Consider the following 15542-nt stretch of genomic DNA (forward strand, 5'->3'; position numbering starts at 1 on the left):
CAACAGCGCCTCGTACAGAGATGGAAGCACCATTGGGAGGGAATCCTGAGGCTGACTTTAGAGCCGACGAGGCTCAACAGGAGAGGTGTATCTGCTCAGGTCTCTTGACTTCCGAATGTAGTACGTTATCGAGCCGAATCGCTTGGGGCTGTCCCCGCCAGCTCACGACTTGCTCCAGTACGCGAATGACCCGCTCGGCTGGGAGCGACGGACTCGATCTCAATCGCCAAGCCCTCTCGCACGCCTTCATCCAGCACATTGAAGGTCCGGAAGCGTCGACCGCCGTAGAGCGTATCGCTCATGAAGTCCACCGCCCACACGGCATTTGATTGCGGAATCACCGCCAGCGGCCGACGCCGTCGCTCCGGAAGCCGCTTCTTCGTCCGACGGGGGAGATTTAAGCGGAGCTGACAGTACACCCGCCACAGCCGCTTGTGATTCCAAGGCTGTCCATCCAATCGGAGTCGCCCCCAACACTTCCAAAAGCCCCAGCGACTTTTGGCTGCCACCAGGGTCGTGAGGGCCGCGATCACTGGCGCATCTCGCCGGGCCCAGTCCACGAGAGGCCGATAGTACGTCGCCCACCCCAACCTGACGGCACGACAGGCCCGCTGAACCGGGAGGCCGTGTACGGTCACGAGATGTGTGACGACCTCACGACGTTCAGCGGGCGTTAGAGCTTTTTTGCGATGACATCTTTCAGCGCCGCATTCTCCAGCGAGAGATCGGCATACATCCGCTTGAGGCGATTGTTCTCCTGCTCCACTTCCTTCAGCCGTTTCACGTCCGAGGCCTCGAGCCCACCGTATTTAGCTTTCCACTTGTAGTAGGTCGCGGAGCTGATCCCGTGTGTCCGCCACAGCTCGTTGACCGGGCGCCCGGCATCGGCTTCTTTGAGGATCGACACGATTTGCGTTTCGGGAAACTTCGACTGGCGCATGGGAACCTCCTGGCTAGGGTGACTATTCTGCCAGAATGTTCTCCCTTTGACTGTCTCAATCTATGGGGAGCTTACGGCATAAGCAGCCGGTGTCAGGCCGCCCAAGGCTTTTTTCGGTCGTTCCTCGTTGTATTCGCGCCGCCACGCTTCAATGATGGCTTGGGCATGCGCGAGGGTGAGGAACCAATGCTCGTTCAGACACTCATCACGCAAGCGCCCGTTGAATGACTCGATGTAGGCATTCTGGTTGGGCTTGCCCGGTTCGATCAGGCGCAGCGTCACGGTGTGCGCGTGAGCCCATGTCAGCATGGCACGACCACAAAATTCCTTTCCATTGTCGGTTCGAATCACCTGAGGCACCCCGCGGGTCGCGGCCAAATGATCCAGGATCCGCGTGACGTGCTGACCGCTGATGGCCCGTTCCGGCACAATGGCGACCGACTCATGCGTGGCATCGTCCACGATCGTCAAACATTTGATGGCTCGGCCTTCCGCACTGCGGTCAAAGACGAAATCCATGGACCAGACTTCATTCGCGGCCGCCGGCCTCACCAGCGGCTGACGTTCGCCCACCGGCACCTTCTTGCGGGTGCGGCGCCGCACCTGCAACTGGGCTTCGGCATAGAGCCGTTCAATCCGCTTATGATTCACCGTGAGGCCCTGCTGACGCACCTTCAGGTAAATCATGCCAGCCCCGTACCGCCGATGGCGATGCGCGAGTGCGACAATGGTCTGTCGCAGATCGGCATTCCGATCCGGCGCGGGGCGGTATCGCAAGCTGCTGGCACTCATGCCGATCACCTGCAACGCATGGCGCTCCGTCAGGCCCCGGCCACACATCCAGCGCACCACCTCCCGACGAGCCGGTGCGCCTACCACTTTTTTCGGAGCACCTCTCGAGTCACGGCCTGCTCCAGCAGGGCCTCAGCCAGCAACCGCTTCAGCCGGGCATTCTCCAGTTCCAACGCCTTCAGTCGCTTGGCGTCCGACACCTCCAAGCCACCGAACTTGTTCCGCCAGAGGTAGTAACTCGCCTCTGAGAATCCATGCCGCCGACACAGATCCTTCACGGCCAGCCCCGCCTCCGCCTCTCGCAAAAACCCGATAATCTGTGCCTCTGAAAACCGCTGCTTCATCTCCAATCTCCTTTCCTGAAGGGATTGGACTCTAAATCGCCGCGCTACTCAAGACGGGGGTGACGTGGGATTGGGCCTATCGGTGGGGCGTCCAGCTCGACTTTATTCGCCCCGGCAAGCGCGTGGAAAACGCCTTTATTGAATCGTTTAACGGGCGGCTCCGCGACGAGTGTCTGAACGTCCACCAGTTCGCCTCGCTGGCCGAAGCCCAAGCGATCATCGAAACGTGGCGGATAGATTACAATCACCACCGCCCTCACAGCTCACTTGGGCACCTGACCCCGGATGAGTTTGTCGCACAACGTCAGGCTAAACCGATCGCCGAAGAAGCCCTCTGCTCTGGTTAAGAATTGCCTCGGAATGAGACCAACGTCAGCAGCCAGAAGTTCTCCCTTGGTCGTGTCACCTTGACGGGGGAGCTTACAGGATGGCAGGCTCTAACTCGATCCTTTGCTCGAAATCGCCCGCTCATTAAGAGGGATAAAGAGTCATTGTTTAGAAAGTTCGCTATTGCAACGGTTTCCAAAAATTGATTGCAAACTCAATAGTTTGAAGAGTCTCACAGTTCCATCCTTTCCTGTGCTTTCCTTTCCCTTCCCATCAAGTTTAAGTCACAAAAGCGGTCACTGCCAAGCTCTTTATGGCACTGCGCATTCATCTGTTTCGAGCGGTGCGAGGTCGACATACCCCATTAGCCCACCGTCTGAGACAGTTAATATTTTGGGTGGATAAACTACTTCCTCAACGGTATAAGAACCACGAGCCCCCGGCTGTCCGAGGTGGTGCCACTTGCCAGCGGTTGGTGAGGAGGGCACAAAATTATAGGTCAACTGACCCATTGCAGTAGATGCGGTAATAGTGAATGGCATCTCCAGGCTGCAGATCACTCCAGAGTGATAATGGCCGTAACCAACATTCGTGATGGCTCTATATCCGTAGAAGGGTTCGTGGTCTATTACGGGAATAATTGCCCGTGCCGTAATATACGGGAGGCGAAAGCCGATTTCGGCGATGCTACCGGGAATCCCCGCAAGCCCACCGAGTGCCACGCCGCCAATGTCGATCCAGTTTTGGATGAAATCCTTGGATGATTTGAGTGTTACACTGAGCAAGACAGTTGCTGTTTTAGTAACTTTCTTCGGATTTTTCTGATAAACAACGGCCGGAATTTTCGATGCACCGACGAGCCACATCTGCGAAATCCCGTTATTGTCTGTTACTTGTCTTAAAGGATTTCTGTCTTTTCCTGGCGGTGACTCAAACCGGACAAATTTGGCTTCCTTATCGCTTGCAAAATCCCACCCGACAACCGTATCTGCAACTGGTCCCTCTGAAGGCAAATTAAAATCAAGTCCGGTTGCAATATTGAGGGCCGTACGAGAACAATTCAATAATTGTTTTTTGCCGACCTCTGACCAAATCTTAGCTGTGATCAATCGTTTCTCACCTGGAACAGAATTTAGAGTTCGAATCAATGGCGGATTATTAACTGTGATCTCACCTTTCAACATTGTAACTGCTGCCACAAGCTTGCCCCATGACAATACCGCATTGACCTTGTTTAACCCGCTAGACAGTTTGCCCAGCGTGTTTCCCATACCGGCTATATCCAAGTGTTCTAATAGCTCCATCAAACGCCCATTACCAAAACTTAAGATATTCGCAGCCCCGTCAAGAATAAGAGCTTCATCACCAGATAGGGAACAAGGTAGTGAGCCAATTGAAGAATCGGAAGCCAAATGAACCAACGGTACATCGTTCATCTCCCATAAAGCGGGAACGATTAAATGTCGCTGGAAAACCGGCGGGTGAATCATTGCGGTTCGTTTAAGTCGGGCTTCGAGGGTGTAAATATCGCCCTGCAGCCTTTTGTTCAGTAAAGATGTCTGGAGTACAGTAAGAGTGATGTGGCTTGCCGAGGCTGTCATCAAGTCAACCGGCTGAGCGGAATATTTGCCGAGTTCTATGATGAGTCGAGCCCAAAAGCGCAAATTGACGTTGTTTGAATTATCAGCTTGTGTTCGTAGATCTGTCATCAGTAGTTCAGCAAATTGCAAAGCCGAAATTTGCGGTGTTTCTTTTGTAATTGTGCCAGCTAGGTGTTCTAGCGAGATGCTGATGCCGAGGCTATCCAGCTTTAACGATCCCTCAGCTTCAAAGTCATAGAACCCTAATCCTTGCCCTGTACTATCGCCAGGAGGTCTGCGCAAAACCGTTCCCTTTTCGTCAACAATAGAAAATCCAGCTGTTTGCAATGCCGCGAGCAAGACAGATAAGGATTGTTCATCGGACTTGGAAATTTGCTGGGCCATGCCCTCTGCAGCCCAGTCAAGAGTTTGCAAATCGGAGGCGGGTAACTTATGCGCACAGCCGCACAATACGGCGATGAACATGAGGCTGATAGTCGCGAGCTGCTCGATTTTGGATCCCATAGGTCTCACGTGTGCTCCGCGAACGTTAGCAGTGATCGTTCTTTGAATGGGCCTGCTGTAGTGCTCCCCTGAAATCAAGCCACCTGGGTTACTTGTTGGGGTTTGGGTCAGGGTCATGGGTCACTTACGAATTCTCTCTCCTCCCTCTTTTCCGCCACATCGAACTGCAGCCCGCTTGAGCCTTCGCCACGGCCCGGGCTCTTGCGCCGGCCGATCCAGAGATGCGTGGTGCCGTCGATCCAGCGCGCATATTGATAGGTCCTGGTGACGCGAGCTCCTTCGCGCGGCACTTCTTCTTCGTAGAGCAACAGTTCGCGCTGTGGTTCGAGCAACCGTCCCTTCGGGAGTTGCGCGCCTTGAATGCCGCCCTCACCGAATGCCGGCAGGGCTCCGCGCTTGAGTCGCAAGGTGGTGCCGTCCTTGACCGGGAGCAACGGAATCCAATAGTCCGGCACCGTGGTCCCGAGCCGGTACACCAATGGCGCGCCATCACTCCCAGCGGCAGGCGAAGCCGGCTGTTCCGCCAGCGTCTCTTGATAGGCTTCATGCCGATCCAACGACCGACCGGCGGCGCTTTCGACGACTCGCTCGACGGCCCAGGCCACGTTGGCCATTTCATCCCTCAACAACGACAGGTCTTCCATCGGCTGGCTCTCCAACATCGGGCCCAATACCGGCGGCAGGAAAAATAACTTCTGTGTATCGTGCGTGAGGCCGAACATGCGCCAGGGCGTGGTGGGTCCATCCACGTCGGTCGTGTGGGAAATGAGGAACCGTTCGCCGAAGGTGTTGGTCACGACGAGCGCACGGATCTGCGAGAGTGTTCCGACGGGAAGTTCGAGCGGCAGGAGGAACCAATCATTGCTGTATTCCAGTGCGAACTTTACCAGCAGCAGGCGGGCCAGGTCCTGCGGCGCGGCCTGGACGCTCGCAAAATTCACGGCCCCGTCTTCGAATTCCCACAAGCGCGCGGAGGGCATGCCGCGAAACGAGACCGGCGCGGGGAGAAAGGCTTCCGTGAGGGACGTACGGCTTTCGGTGGCCCCCAGCCCGTTTCCTGAACTTGTCGTGAACGAAAACCAGTCCAATCGTCCATCCAGATATTCCGGCGCGGTCAGCACCACTTCGCTCGACGTCGTCTTGGCGGAGACACTGAGGGCGTACTCCATCCGTTCAGGAATCCAGGCAGAGGGAGCGCTGCCTTGTTGGAAGAGGCCGTCGAGCCAGGTCAGCCAGGTAGTGACCTGGCTCAGTACCTTCGGGCGATCTACTTCGCTCACCTGATCGAACGGCGCTTCTCGAAACAATTCCGCCATACTGTTGCTTGCCTGCAGCGCTCTCACTCGTGCGGAAAACCGCAGCCCATCGATGGTGCGGCCGCTCAGGACGCGGATGAAGGACAGGCTCGCGGCATCGATCTGCATGGCCTGCTCCGCCGTGGGAGTGGTCAGGACATACGTACTTGCCAGCCACTGTGCGCGGGGGGGGCCGAGCCTGGCCGTTTCCAGCAGGCGGAGTAGATGCCGTCCCGATTCGGCCGCGAGCCGCCAGTTGGGGCGCGTGTTGTCGGTGACTGGTTCCGCTTCCACCAACGTTTCCAACGCCAACCCGATGGCTGCGTAAGGCCTGGCCGGATGCGGACCGGAGCGTGGGCCGGGTTGATAGCGAGTGACGGCGGCGGTGTCCACGATCACCTGCGCGGCGGCAGGCGAACCGGCGTCGGCCCCATTGAACTCGCCGAACTGCCATTGACGGCCCAGCATCCAGAGCGGATCGTGGATGCGCGCCTGCAATCCGTCTTGGAGATCCGGGTTGTGGGTGCTGAGGTCGAGTCTGATTCGAGAGGGCATGCCTAGGCTCCTATCGCTGGATCGATGACGCTGGTGAAGTCGAAGGCGCCGCCGTTGAAGAGCAGCGCTGGCGCCGCCGGGTCCTGCTCTCCGGAACCGACCGGCTGCAGCGCACGTTTACCGGAACGATCCCACGTGGCCATGCCGTCGAACAGGGTGAAGGCCATGCCGTTCACGATCCGTCCTTCGACCCCCACGGTGGCGGCGGGCACTTCGAGCCGCACCCACCGGCCTGGCGGCGGCAGGGGCCCCATGTACTGGCGGCTGACGGTATTGTCGGCGCCCCACGGAATGAGGTTCTCGCCCCAATAGGCGCGGTGCTCCCATGTGCCGTCGTTCCACTGCAACATGACCTGTCGAGGCATACGCGCGGGATCGAGATAGATGTGCGCGAACAGGCGGTCTCCGACACTGACGAACATGGCGAGCTTGGCGCCTTGGAAAAAGTGTTGGTGAATGCCGGCGGCGACCGCCGATTGATGGGCGCGTCGACCGGACAACGGTTCCGGCTTCATGCGAACCCAGTTCCAGCCCTCACCGTCGCCGAGGGGCGTGGCCCCTTCCGGCAGGTGATCCTCCACCCAGATCAGTTCGTCGCCGCTGTCGGGCGCCACGGCGCGGAGCCGAGCCAAGTCCATCGTTTCTTGCAGGACGGCTTCCAGGCTGTTGAGGTCCCAGGTCGCGCGACGGTCCGCGGGCACGGCCAGCAGCAGCGCCTGCGGTGGGGCACTATTGGGCTGATCGTAATGAAAAGCCACGCCCGTCGTTTCACGGGGACTCGGCACCGTTTCCACCCATTCGTCGATCAACAGGCCTGCGAAGGGTTGATCGAAGCGGAGTGGTTGCACCGATGACATCTGCGCCACCAGCGAGAGACGCCCTCGCGGAAAGAACTGGTCAGGTTTCGGCGGCAGGGCTACCCACCGATCCTGCGCCTGAAATGGGAGTTGTCCGACGTGGAACCGGAGTGCAGTGCTCCCCACGGTTTCGGCATAGAGCATCGCTTCATTCAGCCGCGTCGCGCCAGGGCGGACGTAGGCGGCACGCTGGAACCAGGTCACGGCGGCCAGCGGGTCCTGCCCTTGGAGCGAGAGGCTGGCGCCGAACGATTCATTCAACTGTGCCGCGTTGGCCGCGGTCACTCGGGGCAGCGCCAGGAAGTCCTGGCCGAAGATGATGCGGAAACGAGCCAGGTCATGATCGCGCCGTTCTTCGGGCGTGGCGGTCGTGCGTACAAAGCCCTGCTCCGATTCGGCCACGCGGTCCAGCCGACGTTGCGCTTCGAGGACGACTGACCGCGCCTGGGTCAGGAGCAACGATCGCGCGTCCGGTCCCGTGCCGCCGATGTTCATCGGGACGGCGCTCGGTATGCCGAAGTTCGCCACACCGAGCAGGGCGCGGCGCACCTCGTCGAGGTTGGCAGTCAGGTCATCCGACGAGGGCGGAGGCAGGAGGCCGTTGAGCCTCCCGCGCGCATCGGTCAGGGCTTGTCGTGCGCGGGTGGCGCGGCCGGCAAATTCTTCATGGTCCAGCCCGGCGTCGGCGGGTGATTCGGGCAATGACAGGTCGCGGCCGTCCAGTGAGCGGGCGTTACTGAGCAGGCGGCGCACCGTGCCGGCGACTTCGCACCATTCGGTGACGCTGACGATCTCCGTACCCCAGCCGTTGTCGCGGCCGAACTGCAATTGTATGACCGCGTCCGGGGGGACGGTGGTGGGACGAGTCTGCTGCAAGACGAACCGCCACCGTTGCTCGAGCTCGGCTTGCTGCGCGCGATTGTTACCCTCCGCCAGATAAATCGCATCCAGCGGCGTCAGTCCAAGTGAGGTCAACGAGCTCTCCACTGTTTGATAGACCTGTCCGCCCTGCTGATCGATGTAGGCAGCCTTACAACGGACCTGGGCCGGGTTGGGTAACAACGTTGCCGTCCAGGCGTTGAGGATCGGTTCGGCCTGGGCGCGTGCCGACGGGGTATGTGTCGGCCAGCCTGGAGGCGCCGTGCTATCGGCAGCGGAAAACAGCGTACAGAGGCGATGCGTCAGCCCCACTCCGCTTCTCGGCGTGCGGATCACGTCCAATTCCGGCGGCGGAACTTCACCCGCGGCAATGGCATCCAGCGTGGCGCCGGAGCGCAGCGGATTGCCTTGCACGAGCTGATACACACTCTCGGCCACGACACTGTCGCCCACGGAGTCAACCAGATCATCCAGCATCTTGAGCGCTTCCACCAACGCGGTGAAGTCGGGGCTGCCGGTCGACGGAAATCCCAAGGTCGTGTTGCCGAACGGAATGGTCGTGACATCCCAGGGTGTGTGCGGGGCTTGGCGTTGCTGACTTGCGGTCCATCGACGATGCAGGGCCAGCCCGTCTACCACGGCCGCCGCCGGCAGTGATTTCAGCGCCTCATTCCATTGCGCGGCGAGGCGCGTGGTGAGGGCCGCCCTTGCGGCGACCAGGTCGGCCATGGCTTTGCCGCGTTGCCCTCCTTCCTTGGCGAGGGCCTGGCGACCAAACTCAGCGGCGAGTGTGCCCTGTCGTGCGGCCATCTGTTGCGCGGCCGGAATGGAATCCGGATCGGCGGCATTGAGCAACTTGGCCTGGGCGCGTTCCGCGAGCAGGCGTGAGCCTTCCTGCGCGCTGACGGCCTGCTGTGCGGCGGCGGCCTGGGCCAGGGCGGTGGTATGAGCCTGGGTCAGCTGTTCCACGCGGTTGTTCCAGTCATCCAAATCCCGCGTTTCCAACAACTGGACGGCATACCGCCGCACGGTGGGTTGGATCACCTTGCCCTGCGGTTTGGCCGTCTGTTGTTGCGCCAGCACCTGGGCTGCCTGCGCCACCTGTGCCTGCGCGGCCTGCGCCTGTTGTGCGAGCGTGGCGATCGTCCCCAGTTCTGCGCGATAGCTGTCCACGCGGCGCTCTCGTTCGGCCGTTAAGCCACGGGCGTCTTCCGCCCGGCGCAGGGCCTGGTCGCGTTGCGCCGTTAGCAGGCTGACCTCTCGCGCCAGCCCTTCAGCCCGCGTGAGGGTTGCGCGAATGTCGGCGAAGCGGTCAGTGCCGGTGAAGCTCGTGAGCGCGCGGAAGCGTTGGATGTAGCGGTCCAGTCCGCGTTCGTGGAGACGGCGTTCAAATCGATACCCGAGCAGCGCGCTCAGGGATTGGCCTTGGCGCACGCCGTCGAGCAGCCACTTGGCGCGATGGACCCGTTCTGATGAAAGGTCGACGGCAAAGGGCGAAGCGCCTGGTGCGCGATTCGATTCCTGCGAGAGGTAGCCGCTCCGCAGGACGGCAGCGGCCGCCGCATGCCCCAGCGAGGGGGCGTGGACGAAGCCTTTGTTCTGATCCGAGCGCGAGAGCGGCGCAGGGACACCGGCCGGAAGTGCCGCGACCGGTTGCAGCGGTGCCGTACGCCGAACCTGTTCCACCCAACCGTAAGCGCCGAGCCTGATTCCGGTCGGCGTCGCTTGCCGCATGACGGCCAGCCGCCTGGTCGCCAGGGATGTGCCCCAGGCATCGAGGCGATAGGTGATCACATCCATCGCCTCTGCGAGCAACAACTGCCGAACCGGTTCAGGCAAGGTCGTCAATTCATCCCAGGCCGGCTCGTGCGGCGTGGAGAGCGCGCGAGTCAGCAGCAGGGTTCGAAAGGCCGGGGTAAGCAACCGCTGCGGCAGGGGCGGTTGTTGAATGGAGACCTCAGGAAATTCCCGCAACGTGTAGCGGCAGGTGTTCGCTTCCTGCGCCAGGAGCACGACGGGGTTGGATTCCACCGTGGTCTGGAGGGCCTGCGGCATCTGGCGGCGACGCGTGAGCCGTTGGGCGCGCCACCAGGCGGCCAGAGCCTTGTCCGGATCCTGATCGGTCGTCGAGGTCCACCGGTCGAGTGCTGCCACCGGCAGTAGTCCATAGGGCTGGTTATCGACGCGCAGGACGGGCAGTGGTCCGCGGGCTCGGACGTACTTCGAAAAATGGTCGCGCAGCACGTCCGCTCCGGTTGCGCCGACGAGTTGCCGCAACAGCGGACTGTCGCAGAGCGCGAGCAGGGCCGATTGCATGAGCGAGGCCCGGTGCTGTTCCGCTCCGTCGGCACCGCGGATATGCGCAAAGACGGACGTCGGTAGGCCCAGAGCTCTCGTCAGCCGCTCGCCGTCTGACCCGGGGCGGATCAACGAGGCGCCGAGTTCAACGCCCATGCTGTCGGTGGCATCGCGCCACGTCGATCGATACCCGGCGGAAGCGTCCGCCGTGTTGTTCGTCGGCACCTGTTGCTCGACGAGGGCGAGGCTGCTTGTGTAATGGTGGGCGTCGAACAGTTGGACCAATCGATCGGCCGTGGCGCGGGCGTCCCACGAGGCCTTCAGGCCCAGCACCACAATCCGGTCGAACCCTGCCCGGGCGTCTTCTTCCGTGATGGGAATACGTAGCCCCATCCCCATCGACTCAGCCGTATCGAAATCGGTGAGCCATTTCATGCCCTCATCGACGGGCGGCAGCCCATTGCTACCGAGCGGGCCTGTACTCCGTGGGTTAGGTCCGACCGCCACGGTCTCCGAGATGGCCTTGCTCCAGGCAGTGACGCGTGCCGTCTCGCCGCGATAGCCAATAGCGACCCAGCGATCCGGCAAGACCTGCGTGTGGGGCGCGCGTGTCCAACTGTCGTCGCGATGAGAGACCGTTCCGGCTTGATCGGGATTGAGTACCTTGGCGATCCAGGCGGCGCGGGCGGTGCCGAACAGTTCCGTGAGTCGTTGCCAGCCCTGTCTGATGTGTTCCTGCCGGTCCGTGCCTGCCGGGGCTGTGGCGACATGGGCCCAAAACTCCTTGCCCCGGCGTTCCTCTTCTTCCGTCAGTGCCGGCTCATGGCTATCGAGATGGATGTCGTCGGGATAGACGCGGAGCAGAAGGTCGGTGCCCGGTCCTGTTCGTCTCGCCGCAAACCTGGTTTCCACGCGGACGGGGAACAGCAGCAATGGATGCGTTGTCGCGACCGTGCCGCTGAGGCGGTCCGTGCCGAGGAGGCGTGCGGTCGCGGCATCGCGGGCAGTTCGATACTCGTCGACCTGCGCCGACAACGCCGCCACCTCGGCTTTCTTGCGAGCCACCAGATCCTGCGTGGCCGTGAATTGTGCGTTCACCTGACCAAGTTCGGCCTGGTAGAGCGCCCGTTGCCTGATGAGCATCGCGGCTCGCCGTTGCGCGGCCTGAGCCCGGGCGACGGCCCGGTCGTGTGCCACCTGCAATTGCCGGAGTTTGGTCGCCCAGGCCCGAAGCACGGCCGGAGGTACCCGTTCGGGAATATCTGGTCCTTCAGCGATCGGTCTCACTCTGCTGGTCCTTTCTTGATTGCAACCTACGGTCCGTCCTGCAACTGCTGGTTGATTTCGGCTTCGGCTTCCGCCAAGGCTTGTTGAGCCGCCGCCGCCTGCGCCTCAGCCTGCGGGATTTCGGTCGCCAGGTTAGCAAGAAGCGTCGTCAGCTCGTTGCGCCTGGCGAGCAAGCTTGCGAGGAGCGTCTCGGCATCCTCCAGCTCGAACCGCGTCGTAAGAAGAGTATCTTCCAACGTCGCCGTGCGGGACGAGAGTTGCGCCCCCACCGCCTTCAGGGATTCTCTCGCCATCGGGTCGCGCGTGATTTCTGCGTTCAAGCGCTCGATCTCGGTGAGTGCCGCCTGCAGCTCCTGCCGGCGGGGCTGGAGAGCGGCGATCGCCGCTTGCGTGGCTTGCACCGCGGCTGTCGCCGCCGAAACCTGAACGTCCGCAGCCCGCACTTGCGCCTGGGCCTGTGCCACGCCCTGTTGTGCCTCGGTCACCTTGGCCTGGGCCGCGGTTGCGGCGGTCTTGGCCTCGGCGAGTTTTCTTCGCAACGCAATCAGGCGCGCTCTCCAGGCAGCCGGGGGAATGCCGGCTGGCGGTTCGGATGCATCGAGCAGATCCTGTTGCGCCTCCGCGACCTGAGCGTCAGCAGCAGCGGCTGCTGCCTGCAGCGGCGGAATGCGCGCCTGGGCCTGCGTAACGCCGTTCTGCGCATTGGTGCGCTGGGTTTGTGCCGTGGTCACCGCCTGCTGTTGCGTCGTGAGTTGGGTCGTCAGGGCAGCCTGTTGAGCGGCCAAGGCCTGCAGGGCCGTTTGGAGTCTGGCGGTTTCTTGTTCCAAAAATGGCATGATGTCGTTCTTTCCGCCGCTACTGCCGGCCCGGCAGCCAGGTTCGGGCATGAACCGCCACGCGGAACGGCGGTTGTCTGGTGATGGTGGCCATATGCGCCGAGTTTTTTCCCCACGGAATCTGATCGACCACGGCATTTTTCAACAGGCCGTCGATCGGCACATACACGATCTGTTTGAGCGCGGCTTCGTCCGTCGCCAGATTTCCCCACGTCAGGTCGCGCCAATGGGCGGGCGTGCCGCCATAGGTCGTGGCGACATCCATGCCGAATCGCGGTTCCGTCGGCTGTTCCTGGAGCACAAAAAACCAACCCGGATGTCCGCCGGCTTTGTTGTCCGCTCCGCGAACCTGATCTTCGGTCAAGGGGAAGCCGAGCATGGTAATGTCCGGTGCCTGTGTTGCGCGGAAAATCGGATAACGCTCCATGGTGCCCAGCTCGCGCTTCGTGCCGTCAGGCGACCAGACACTTTCCAACGCATAGACCATGGCTCGCGGATAACGCCGCAGGAGGTCGCCGCGGATGAGCAGCACCATCTGGCCCACTGCCGACCCTCGCGCGCTGTGCGAGCCGAGAGGACTGTCCGCCGCCCATGTGGTGATCCGCGTGATGTCGAAACGAGCCTCGCGCGGCGCGTCGGTGGCGGGCAGTTCGTCGCCGCCGGCGTCCCAGAATTGCCGGAAGTAGGTGCCGCGTTGGTCGGTCGGAAACCCACGCCAGAGCAGCTCGCGGCTCATCTCGTGGTTCAGTCCGACCATGTAGGCCTCGATCAACTCGGGATTGGTCTTCAACAGCGCAATCGTATTCGACGGCACCTGGTCCATGCCGGGCAATAACAGGTCCGGTGCGTAGTCGCGCAATGGTTCGTACATCGGCTGGAGGAACCTCGGGGCAAACATCGTCAACTCGGTGTTCTCAACGGCCGGCATCGTTTTCTTCAGCGCAGCGAGGACGGCATCCTTCGGCGTCAGGCGCCGCAGTACCTCCACCTTCAGCTCCGACCATTCGCGCAACGCCGGCGCCTGCCGCTGCTTGGTCGCGACGGAAAATTGCATGAGCGGGCGAAACTCCAGGCCGGCTGTTGAGGCGGGCGACGTGGCGGGGAGGCGGAGCGCGTCGAGTGTGGCGGCATGGGATGCAATCGGACCATGGGCGCGGGTCAGTCGGCGAAAGGCGCCGGTCACGGCCGGATGGCCGGCCAGCAGGGTGTTGACGGGAGTCGGCGGTGTCGTGGGGGATGTGGCGATGCCCGTCAACGCTCGCAGCGCCGGTCCCGTGAGTTGCAGCAGCCCGGCCGGGTGGAGCGCGGCGAAATGTTTCTTCGAGAGGCTCTCGCCGACGGCCTCCGCCAACTGCGCGCGCTTGAGCCGCTGCCGGTCCCTTCGTTCTTGTTCCAACTGGTCCCAGGCCGAGGCCATCAACGGCTCCTGCTCGTTGCGGATCACCGTCGTGCCGACGCCGGCGGCGATGCGGTGGCGCGGATCCAGGTTCAGATCACGGAACCAGTGCGGTGGCTGGTCGGCGGGTGGAAGGCTGTCTCGGTCTACGTACCATTGTCCATAGAGCGGCGGGCCAAGCAGGGCGGGGGCTCCGGTCGTGCCGATCATCGCTGCCGGTGCATTGAGGATGGCGCCGAGGGCCAGTTGGAACGTCTTGCGCGGTTGGTCGGGCCAGGCGCGCGGCTGAGTCTCCGGAGTGAGAAGGGCCCCGCCCAGATCCAACAGACTGCCAGGTGCGCCAGGCGGCAATGTCGGCATGCCCCAGCCGGGAGTACGAATGTCCACCGGCCGCAAGCCCACCGTGGCCGGCAAGGACTGGGCTTTCAAGCGGCGCGCAAGCGATTCGAAATCCCCCGCGAGGCCGGTTCGAAACTCCCACTGGAAAAAGACCGGCAAGGTGACCGGGCCAGTCGCAGTGTTCTTTGACCAGGCTGGTTTCAAGGCCTGTTCGTCCTCCGGCGTGATCGGCTCGCCGAAACCGGCTTTCCTCCCCACGTCGTAGGTGGGCACGAGGCAGGCATAGTAGGCGGTATTGGGATCGAGGCGGCGCGGGGCCAGCAGACGCGAGAGCGTGCGTTCGGGATGGTCGTTGAGGATTTGTTGCAACGTCGCGCGCGGTGAAGGGTCGGGCGTCGAGCGTTGTTCCGCCACAATTTGAGCGTGTGCCCAGGCCCATGATTGGTCGAGATCCGGCAACTCTTCCAACGCGCAGGTGATGGCTGGCAAGGGTCGCTGTGGGTTGGTTTTGAGCGTAGCCCGTTCCTTGGGCACGACGATCAAGCAGATCCACGGACGGAGTCGCCGCGCGCCGTCCGCTGCAGCCGAGGTGAAGAGCCAGGGCAAATCGGGGCGATCGAACTCGATGGCCGGAAAATAATTCGGCTCGAAGTCGGTCATGTGGGCGTGGGGCTCCGTGCGAATGATCTCGCGCGCGTCCAGGCCGGTGATGTCGCCTGGTCCATAGAGTTGCACGTTCAGGTCGATGGGCGCACGGTCGTTCACCCTGAGACGGACGGGTAAGGAGAGGCGTCCCGCGGTGGCCTGGCTGGGAGCGCCGAGACCGGAGAGACCCGCGAGCAGTCCCTGGCGAAGCCAGGAATAAAAGCGATAGGTGGCGGCAATCGGTTCAGGCATGGTTTTTCATTCCTGTTCTAATTACAACGTGAGAGCAGTCTTCCCTCGCCGGCGTTTACGGGCCGGGGCTTGTCCGGCGGCGCCGAAGCGGGCGACCCGCGCCAACACCGCCGCCGAGAGCACATAGCCCGGCGTGGGCCGCTCCGGCGGCCGCGTCGGATCAATCAGGAGCGTCTCATAGACAATCGGCGCCACGAGCCCGGCCTCGTCGTCCACCGCCAGGTCGTCGGCGGCGACCGTGAGACCCCCGTCTAATGGGACGAAGCTTGGCTGCGCCAACTGCTCATCCTCGCGCAAGTCTTCATACTGGGCCAGGGCGAAGGGCTCCGTCACCGGCGTCGTGCGCCAGGGTTGTGCCCCCGCGCGATCGGTGAGCGAGACCGTCACCGTCGTGG

9 protein-coding genes and 1 pseudogene are annotated in these 15542 nt (G+C 62.1%); 1 reads left to right on the forward strand and 9 read right to left on the reverse strand.

Annotated elements, in window-relative coordinates; genetic code table 11:
• Positions 1-125: 125 nt before the first annotated feature.
• From GDA65_20240 to GDA65_20250, 3 genes are all read right to left on the reverse strand, one after another.
• A complete protein-coding gene (locus GDA65_20240; GenBank protein MBA5865015.1) occupies positions 126-638 on the reverse strand; it encodes a hypothetical protein in 513 nt (170 codons plus the stop codon).
• A 35-nt stretch (positions 639-673) separates the two neighbouring features.
• Entirely contained in the window at positions 674-940 is a 267-nt protein-coding gene (locus GDA65_20245) for a transposase (protein ID MBA5865016.1), read from the reverse strand.
• A gap of 60 nt (positions 941-1000) precedes the next feature.
• Positions 1001-2076 (reverse strand): IS3 family transposase gene (locus GDA65_20250; GenBank protein ID MBA5865017.1). Its coding sequence is split into 2 segments (ribosomal slippage): positions 1001-1818 and positions 1818-2076, totalling 1077 coding nucleotides; the frame shifts between segments, so codons are not numbered across the junction.
• Between the two features lie 71 nt (positions 2077-2147).
• On the opposite strand from GDA65_20250, the pseudogene GDA65_20255 reads away from it, so the two are divergent.
• Positions 2148-2423 (forward strand): annotated as a pseudogene (locus GDA65_20255) (transposase).
• Between the two features lie 291 nt (positions 2424-2714).
• Here the strand turns inward: GDA65_20255 and GDA65_20260 are convergent.
• From GDA65_20260 to GDA65_20285, 6 genes are all read right to left on the reverse strand, one after another.
• A complete protein-coding gene (locus tag GDA65_20260) occupies positions 2715-4508 on the reverse strand; it encodes a hypothetical protein (GenBank protein MBA5865018.1) in 1794 nt (597 codons plus the stop codon).
• 113 nt (positions 4509-4621) lie between these two features.
• The gene (locus GDA65_20265) at positions 4622-6358 is read right to left on the reverse strand and encodes a hypothetical protein (protein ID MBA5865019.1); all 1737 of its coding nucleotides are present in this window, start codon (positions 6356-6358) and stop codon (positions 4622-4624) included.
• Between the two features lie 2 nt (positions 6359-6360).
• On the reverse strand, positions 6361-11679 hold the full coding sequence (locus GDA65_20270) for a hypothetical protein (GenBank protein ID MBA5865020.1): 5319 nt from the start codon (positions 11677-11679) through the stop codon (positions 6361-6363).
• A gap of 26 nt (positions 11680-11705) precedes the next feature.
• Positions 11706-12566, reverse strand: a complete 861-nt coding sequence (locus GDA65_20275; GenBank protein ID MBA5865021.1) for a hypothetical protein — start codon at positions 12564-12566, stop codon at positions 11706-11708.
• Entirely contained in the window at positions 12535-15147 is a 2613-nt protein-coding gene (locus GDA65_20280; protein MBA5865022.1) for a hypothetical protein, read from the reverse strand. The genes GDA65_20275 and GDA65_20280 overlap by 32 nt, the downstream gene beginning before the upstream one ends.
• 21 nt (positions 15148-15168) lie before the next feature.
• The coding region (locus GDA65_20285) for a hypothetical protein (GenBank protein ID MBA5865023.1) at positions 15169-15542 on the reverse strand (374 nt) is incomplete at its 5' end.

The organism is Nitrospira sp. CR1.1 (genome assembly GCA_014055465.1).
Lineage (GTDB): Bacteria > Nitrospirota > Nitrospiria > Nitrospirales > Nitrospiraceae > Nitrospira_A.